This is a genomic window from Schnuerera sp., from assembly GCF_035459645.1.
Classification (GTDB): Bacteria; Bacillota; Clostridia; order Tissierellales; family Tepidimicrobiaceae; genus Schnuerera.
In genome coordinates this window covers 1-6,409 of sequence record NZ_DATHXO010000095.1, presented here as the reverse complement: position 1 = coordinate 6,409, position 6,409 = coordinate 1, and the positions used below count along the sequence as shown (strand labels likewise).

At 27.9% G+C, this 6,409-nt stretch carries 7 protein-coding genes; all 7 read right to left on the bottom strand.

Features of this window, described 5'->3' with window-relative positions; translation table 11 throughout:
• Window positions 1-300 precede the first annotated feature (300 nt).
• Window positions 301-960 (bottom strand): AAA family ATPase, encoded by a 660-nt coding sequence (locus tag VK998_RS02315; protein WP_325225033.1) that lies wholly within the window; start codon window positions 958-960, stop codon window positions 301-303.
• 1 nt (window position 961) lies between these two features.
• On the bottom strand, window positions 962-1,210 hold the full coding sequence (locus tag VK998_RS02310) for a hypothetical protein (protein WP_325225030.1): 249 nt from the start codon (window positions 1,208-1,210) through the stop codon (window positions 962-964).
• 12 nt (window positions 1,211-1,222) lie between these two features.
• On the bottom strand, window positions 1,223-2,665 hold the full coding sequence (locus tag VK998_RS02305) for an AAA family ATPase (protein WP_325225028.1): 1,443 nt from the start codon (window positions 2,663-2,665) through the stop codon (window positions 1,223-1,225).
• Between the two features lies 1 nt (window position 2,666).
• On the bottom strand, window positions 2,667-3,653 hold the full coding sequence (locus VK998_RS02300; protein WP_325225025.1) for a metallophosphoesterase family protein: 987 nt from the start codon (window positions 3,651-3,653) through the stop codon (window positions 2,667-2,669).
• A 45-nt stretch (window positions 3,654-3,698) separates the two neighbouring features.
• Window positions 3,699-4,751, bottom strand: a complete 1,053-nt coding sequence (recA, locus tag VK998_RS02295) for a recombinase RecA (protein ID WP_325225023.1) — start codon at window positions 4,749-4,751, stop codon at window positions 3,699-3,701.
• Window positions 4,752-4,858: 107 nt separating this feature from the next.
• Complete coding sequence (locus VK998_RS02290) at window positions 4,859-6,079, bottom strand: competence/damage-inducible protein A (RefSeq protein ID WP_325225021.1); 1,221 nt, start codon at window positions 6,077-6,079, stop codon at window positions 4,859-4,861.
• 14 nt (window positions 6,080-6,093) lie between these two features.
• Window positions 6,094-6,409: CDP-alcohol phosphatidyltransferase family protein (locus tag VK998_RS02285; RefSeq protein WP_325225019.1), on the bottom strand; the 316-nt coding region annotated here is incomplete at its 5' end.

Genomic DNA, 6,409 nt, shown 5'->3' with positions numbered 1-6,409 from the left:
GAGGTGGAAGAAGACGGGTTGGAATTTGATCCTGAAAGTGTGAGTGCCCAGGAAATCCGGGAGCAACAGGCTTATCAAGGGATAAGAATAAGCGTTCGGGGCAAACTGGGTAATGCTCGTATTCATCTGTAAATTGATATGTTTTCAAGTTTCATACCACATATTCTTTTTAAATAAGATCATTAGGTAAAAATATAAACCGACTAGCCTAAGCTTTCGGCTTATATAGCATATACATATGATTTTATATATCTAGGTACGATTACATTTTATTACTTTTAAATAAATATGTCAAGAGTATTAATTAGGTGTTATCTTCTCTACTTTACTTTCAGTGCCTTTCATACTAACTCTATAAGCCTGTGTACCAATGGAAGAAAGATGATTGTTATGGGTTACCATAATAATTTGTCGACCGAACATTTCTGATGTTCTTTTGAGAAAATCTGCCACATTAAAGATATATTCTTCACTTACGTGTTTGGCAGGTTCATCTAAAATAATAGGACCTTCTATTTTGGGCTTATGTACTTGAAGAAATGCAATACGTAATGCTAAAGATATAATGTCTACAATTCCCCCACCCCGCGATTGTTCTGGCTTTGTTTTGATTATAGTTTCATCCGCTTTTGTAATTACATAGAATTCAGCATTTGGTTTTCCATATAATTCTTCAATTTCAATTTGGAACTCAATATTGTTATCAAATATATATTGTAGACAATTAGTTACTAAAGATTCAATTTGAATTTTTGCTTGATTTCTGGCAAACTCAGAAGTTCTTTGAAGAAGTAAGCTAACTTTTTCAATTAAATCAATCTGTGATTCAATTTTTTCTATTAAATCAATATTTTCATCTATTTGTTCAAGTATTTTTTCTTTTTTGCCTTGCTCTTTTGATATATATGAGTCAATTTTAGAAATATAATCATCTAAATCTTCATAATTATTTATCACCATATCACTTCTTTTCTAAAATATCTTTCGGTAATAATGTATTTGCTTCATTAAACAGCTTCTCTATTTCAGACATTAATTTATTGATTTCTTCTTCTAAATCTTCTGGATTTACTCCCAAATTCTTTAATTCGTTAATTAGTTCCTCTTGTTGATTATTAAGTTGTTCCAACCTAGCTTCAGCCCTATATTTTAGACTTTTAGCTCTTTCAAGATTATCTCTTAGATTATTAAGTTCTTTTTCGTAATCCATTAATTTTTCCTCCTATTTATAATTACTTACTATCACATTTATTCGTGTTTCATCTATATTACTAAAACAGAGAGGACATACTTTTAAATTAGATAAAATGCTTTTATACTCATTTAATTTAACATTTATTTCATTATTTACTTGCAATAATCTTTTTTGAGTCTTAGATTTATTAAATACTATTGTATCATAATTCTCTTTATATTTTATTAAAACTTGTAATTGTTTATTTTTTAATTCCAAAGAATTTTTAATATCTAATATAGAATCTATATCTGATAATTTATCTATATATATTGTACCTATGGAAAGGCTTTTGTTAATATTATCTAACCTATTTTTTAAATCCAATAATTTATCAACTTTTAAAGAACTCTTTTTAATTAAATCGATTTTTTCATCTACTTTATTAATTTCTTTCAGATTCTTTAATATTTTATTATTACTTGAAATAGACATATTAATATTTTCTAAGTTTGTATTAATTTTAGAAAGTTTAGAAACTCTTTCTAGAGAAATACTTGCTAAATTAAGTTTTTCTCCAATTATATCAATATTCTTTAATGAATTAAGTAAGTTTTCATTTTCCTTTATATTGTTTTTGTTTCTATTTAGTTTATTATATGCGTTAAAAATATATCTATATATTTGAATATCATTAGTTAATTTTTTTTCTATATTCGTTATGTCATTGATATTTTTAAGCTTTTTTAATTGGATTTTTAATAATAATATTTCGCCATTTATTTTGTTTAGGTGTTTCGATATATTCACTAATTTATCTAATTTCAATTGATTATTATATATATGTTTTTTAATAATCTTTAGTTTTTCAGTTTTATTTATTAATTCATCCAAATAATCATATTGTGTTAAATTTTCTTTTAAATTTCCTAGGTTTTCCTCATGATTTTTCTTTTTAATGTTTAAATTCCTAGTATCTTTTAATGTATCTTTTAAAGCATCATCAATTATATGGACGCCAACTAATCTACCTATAGCATTAGCTCTAGTAGCATTTTTTTCAGAAAGTAAAAAAGGTCCTTCTAATTGTTCACCAATATTTATTGAATTTGATTGGTTGCTATCTAATAATACTTTTCTCATTGAAGTTTTATTTATTACTTCTTGAGGAACTTTTGTACCAAAACCTTCTAAGATTAATTCTTTGCCTTCATTGTTATATAAATAATATACATTTTTATTCTTACTTCTATATCTTTTTATTTTAGAATTATCATTGAAAATTACTGTTACACTACATTCAGTTTCTCCTTCTCTAATAAAAAAATCTCCTGAAGGTTCGTTAAATAGAGCCCATTTTAATCCTCTGATTATAGCTGTTTTACCTTGATCAGATGGCCCCACTATAACATTTAAATATTGATCTAATTCAATCTCTGTATATTTGTGAGATTGAAAGTTTTCTAAAATTACTTTTTTTATATATTTCATATTAAAACTCGTCTCCTAAATTTTTTAATTGAGAATGAGATATCCTCTTGAGAGCTTCCACCTTTACTTCTTCAGAAACACCTTCAGTGTTAGAAACCTCCATTAATATTTCATTTATTTCTAATTTTTCAAAATTAATAGCAGTATCTATTGATTGTTTGAACTCGAATAATCTTTCGCTTTTAAAAATATGATTTTCTATCTCTTGTCTATCTAAAACTTCTTGTCCTTTAGAAGCAGTTTTAAGTTCTAAAAGCTCCACATTGATGGTATTATTTAAGTCAATGATAGCTGCTTTAGGCATTCTATCTATTTCAGTTAAGCTATTGGTAACTCTTATAAGGCTACCTGGATTGATAAAATATCTATTATTTGTTTCTATTATACCAAATCCAGAATGGTAGTGGCCTGATAAAGTAATATGAGCTTTAGTATCTTTGATGTGATCAATTAAAGTATATGGAATCCCCTTTAGAAAGGGTTTGTTTAATAACATACCGTGAACCATATGGATAGCATAATCTACATCTTCTGGAATATTATCGACTATATAGTTATGTCTACTTGATTCATTGTCAATATTATAAGTATAAGGTTGACCAGTTAATTGCACTTTAATTCCATTTTTATTTAGGTATATAATTTCATTTTGGTCAATTATCCTGACAACACTCAAAGCGTTTAAAAGGCCAAGCATTGTTCTATTCAGAGTATTAGGATTGTGACCATAAATATCATGATTACCACAAACTATATATATAGGAACATTAAAGTCTTTAAGTATGGAGGCAAAATTACTTACAATAGAGACAGAGATATCAGGCCTATCAAATAAATCGCCACCATGTAATATATAATCAATATTATATTCTTTTATTATTTTTATAATTTCTTTAAACTTCTTTTCTAATGTGTCAGGTAGATTATCTTTTCTATTTTTAGGTGTAGTACCTCTTATATGGGTATCAGTTATAAAAAGTAATTTCAATAAATAACACTCCTTGTAAATAAACCTCCTATTTAGGAGGTTTATTTAATTTTTCTTATCTGAAGTTTTCTCTTTTATCTTAGTATTATCATCATTTTCATCAGAATCTAAACCAAATTTTTTTCTTATCTTTTTTTCAATTTCTAAAGCAATTTTTGGATTTTCACGTAAAAAATCTTTAGCATTTTCTCTACCTTGTCCAAGCCTGTGTTCTTCATAACTATACCAGGAACCAGCTTTGTCAATAATTTCTGCTTCAACTCCAGTATCTAAGACATTGCCTTCTTTAGATATTCCTAACCCATACATTATATCAAATTCCGCTTGTTTAAAAGGTGGAGCTACTTTGTTTTTAACAACTCTAACTCTCGTTCTATTTCCGATAACACTGTCACCTTGTTTAATAGAATCAATTCTTCTAACATCTAAGCGGACACTTGAATAGAACTTTAAGGCTCGCCCTCCAGTAGTAGTTTCAGGATTACCAAACATAATTCCTACTTTTTCTCTTAATTGATTGATGAAAATTACAGTTGTATTAGATTTGTTAATTGCTCCTGCTAATTTTCTTAAAGCTTGAGACATTAGTCTTGCCTGTAGTCCAACATGGCTATCACCCATTTCACCTTCTATTTCAGCTTTTGGTACTAACGCAGCTACTGAATCTACAACGACAATATCAACTGCTCCACTTCTTACTAAAGCCTCTGCTATCTCTAGTCCTTGTTCTCCGGTGTCAGGTTGTGATACTATAAGGTTTTCAACATCTACACCTAGTTTTTTAGCATAACTTGGATCTAAAGCATGCTCTGCATCAATGAAAGCTGCTATACCATCTTTTTTTTGTGCTTCTGCTATTACATGTAATGCAACAGTAGTTTTACCTGAAGATTCAGGACCATAAACTTCAATAATTCTTCCCCTTGGAACTCCACCAATGCCTAATGCTATGTCTAAATCCAAGGATCCAGTTGGGATAACTTCCATTTTAACAGTTTTATTATCGCCTAATCGCATTATAGATCCTTTTCCAAATTGTTTTTCAATTTGGTTAATCGCTACATCTAAAGCCTTCTTTTTTTCATTATTCTTAGTCATTGTTTTCCAGTTTAAACTGGATTCACCACCCTTCACATTTTAGAACATGAGTTCTAAAATAATTGTATAATAATTTTAGCTATTAGTCAATTAATTAATTTATACTGTTATAAGATTTTTCTTAACTCATCAAAAGCTTTTAAAGATGCCCTATTTTGGATGGAGTTTCTATCTCCGTTAAAAATAGATTTAATTGCATAAGAATCAAGATTAGTTGCAATTCCTATAAAAACAAGACCTATTGGTTTATTTTTGCTGGCACCAGTGGGTCCTGCTATACCAGTTGTAGACAATGCTATATCGACTCCTGTTTTATTGAGAAGTCCTTTAGCCATTTCTATAGCGATTTCTTCGCTTACAGCTCCATATTTTTCTAATATACTTTTGTTAACATTTAATTCATTTATTTTTGATTCATTGCTATATGTTACAATTCCCCTATCAAATACTTCTGAAACTCCTGGGACTTTGGTAAATCTAGCAGATATAAGTCCTCCAGTACATGATTCACAGAAGGCAATTTTCATGTTTCTCTTTTTTAATTTGTCAAAGACTACTTTTTCTATAGATTCATTTTCGTAACTATATATATATTTAGATATTTTACTATCAATTTTCTTGACCATTTCATCTAATAATATATCAACCTTTTCTTCTTTGATATCCTTAGCTACAATATTAATATCTACTTGCCCATCTTTGGCATAAGTAGCTAAACGTGGATTTTTTTGATCTTTAATTATGTCCAATAATAAAGTTTCTAGAGCGGATTCTCCAATACCAATAGTATTTATTGTTTTGATTTTGATGATATATTCCTGATGTATTAAAGGGATAACGTATTTATTAAACATTAATTTCATTTCTTTAGGAGGTCCTGGAAGTAATATTATTTTTTTATCATTCCATTCAATATAAATTCCAGGTGCGGTGCCAACTTCATTTACTAAAGGTATAGCATTACATGGTAAATATGCTTGCTTTATATTATTGGGCGACATAGTTTTTCCTGTATTATTAAAATAATCTTTAATACTTTTCTCCATTTTTTTATTTAGTTTTAAGTCAAGACCTAAAGTTTTGCTAATAACTTCTTTTGTCATATCATCAGTTGTAGGACCAAGTCCTCCAGTGAAAATTAATAGATCAGATCTTTCTAATCCAATTTTTAAAACATCCTCTAATAATTTTGGGTTATCTTTTACTGATGTATGATATAACACATCAATACCAATTTCCCAAAGTTTTTTAGAAAGATAATAAGTATTTGTATTTAATGTATTACCTAATATTATTTCTGTTCCTACTGAAACTATTTCAGCATTCATCTTGTTCACCTCAGTTATTTTTTACTAGTTGTTAAAACATGTTTGTTTTTATATAAATAATCTATTCCAGATAAAATAGTAAAAAACAATGAAATATATAACATAATTATATCAAATGGGAATTCAATAAATTTAAAAGGGAAATTATTTATTAATAGACTAATTATAGCGATTAATTGAGTGATAGTTTTAATTTTGCCTAAAGCACTAGCAGCAATAGTTATTCCTTCAGATGCAGCAATAATTCTAAAACCAGTAATAGTAAATTCCCTTGCTATAATTAGTACTACAACCCAGGCTGGTACTTTTCCAAGTTGTACCATAGATATT

What these genes read in the sequence shown, in the direction of transcription:
- VK998_RS02310 (WP_325225030.1), bottom strand. Translation starts at nt 1,210, where the DNA reads ATGGATTACGAAAAAGAACTTAATAATCTAAGAGATAATCTTGAAAGA.
- VK998_RS02305 (WP_325225028.1), bottom strand. Translation starts at nt 2,665, where the DNA reads ATGAAATATATAAAAAAAGTAATTTTAGAAAACTTTCAATCTCACAAA.
- VK998_RS02315 (WP_325225033.1), bottom strand. Translation starts at nt 960, where the DNA reads ATGGTGATAAATAATTATGAAGATTTAGATGATTATATTTCTAAAATT.
- recA (WP_325225023.1), bottom strand. Translation starts at nt 4,751, where the DNA reads ATGACTAAGAATAATGAAAAAAAGAAGGCTTTAGATGTAGCGATTAAC.
- VK998_RS02290 (WP_325225021.1), bottom strand. Translation starts at nt 6,079, where the DNA reads ATGAATGCTGAAATAGTTTCAGTAGGAACAGAAATAATATTAGGTAAT.